General features: G+C 58.7%; 1 protein-coding gene. It reads right to left on the bottom strand.

Annotation, left to right across the window (positions count from 1 at the left end; genetic code table 11):
• Nucleotides 1-40 precede the first annotated feature (40 nt).
• On the bottom strand, nucleotides 41-1,363 hold the full coding sequence (locus tag C7401_RS44200) for an IS5 family transposase (RefSeq protein ID WP_112178364.1): 1,323 nt from the start codon (nucleotides 1,361-1,363) through the stop codon (nucleotides 41-43).
• Nucleotides 1,364-1,485 lie beyond the last annotated feature (122 nt).

Genomic DNA, 1,485 nt, shown 5'->3' with positions numbered 1-1,485 from the left:
TAGTCCGGCCTGAACAATTCGTTTTGTGCGGCGCTAGCCCTCATGCCTTGAAGACGACAGTGGGCGAGCGGTTGAGCAAAGCGAACAGAACACGGGCGCAAAAAATCCGCAGCTTTCTGAGGATCATGCGCAGGTTGTGGCCGGCACCACACAGCACAGCGTGAATCGCATCACCGAGCGCGCCTTTGAGCCAGTTTCGATCGAGCTTCCCGTCGGTCTTCATGTGACCAATGGCAGGCTCGATTGCGCTTCGTCGTCGGATCATTGCGCGCAGCTGGCGCGTGATACCGCGCCGCAATCCCGGGTGATAGATCATCACTCCCTCGACAGCGACGCCCTTGTAACCGCGATCCACGATGGCGACTTCGGGCTTCACGTCGCTCAGGATCGCCGCCTGTTCCAACGCTTCAGCCAGCGTGTGACCGTCGTATGGGTTACCCGGCATCGAGCGGGCGCCAACCACAAGCCCTTCCTTGTGTGTCGTCGTGATCGACACTTTCACACCGAATTCGTAGGGTGTGCGAGCCTTGCCTTTCGCCAAACACTCGACTTCTGGCGCATGCAGTGCGTACAGCTTGTTTTTGTCCTTCTGCTTTTGCGACAGGATCCGCTTCGTGCGACCGATCAACTCCTGCAGCGCGATGCGCCCAGTGTCAGCGACCGAATCAAGTTGACGCTCCACGTCACGCATCACCCGCCCAACGCGCGAGCGCAACGTGCGAAGCGCTTTCTTCATGCGCTTGTACTGCTTCGCATGCGCGTAGCGGCCAATCTGACACGCCAGGCGCGGCGCCTCGCGATTGTAGTTCTGCCGCAGCTTCAATCCGTTCCGCGCGGCGGCCCTCACCAGATGTTCGCGACACCGCTCGAGCAGGCGCGAATCGGTTGGATGAGCGATCGCCTTTTGCATGACCGTTGTATCGACAATCACCCGCTTCGCGCTGGAAGCCTTGATCACGCCCGCGCGCTTCGCCGCTTCGATCGTCTCGGTCAGCAGTTCTTCAACACCGGCCTCGCCCAGACGCTTGCGCCAGCGGGTCAGGCTCGACGGATCGATCGGCGGTTCGGTCTGCAAAAACGTTTCGCCAGTAAAGACCTGCCAATACGGGTTCTCCACCCATTGCCAGACCACTTCCTCGTCCGACAGATCGAACGCATGCTGGAGATACAACAAACCAGCAATCAGCCTCGCTGATGTGGCTGGCCGACCTTTGCGTGAGACGAAGCTCGCGCTCATCGACGCATTCAATCCATCCCAGTTGATCAGATCGGCCAGACGCACCAGCGGATGCTTCAGGTTGATCTGCTCGCGCAGAGGATGCCGGAACAAATCGCCTTCGCTCATCGCTGTCTTCGGACCCATCCAGACCTCGACAAAATTTGCAGGAAACTACCCATAATCTGCCAGGATCCTGCAAATGCATCAACAACTTTCCGCTTTAAACCCTTGCTGCACGGGGCTCTTCGAATTTTTCAGACCCGACT

This window comes from Paraburkholderia unamae, from assembly GCF_003268775.1.
In the GTDB taxonomy this organism is placed as follows: Bacteria; Pseudomonadota; Gammaproteobacteria; order Burkholderiales; family Burkholderiaceae; genus Paraburkholderia; species Paraburkholderia unamae.
This window is presented reverse-complemented; position numbering and strand designations above follow the sequence as displayed.

What these genes read in the sequence shown, in the direction of transcription:
- C7401_RS44200 (WP_112178364.1), bottom strand. Translation starts at nt 1,363, where the DNA reads ATGGGTCCGAAGACAGCGATGAGCGAAGGCGATTTGTTCCGGCATCCT.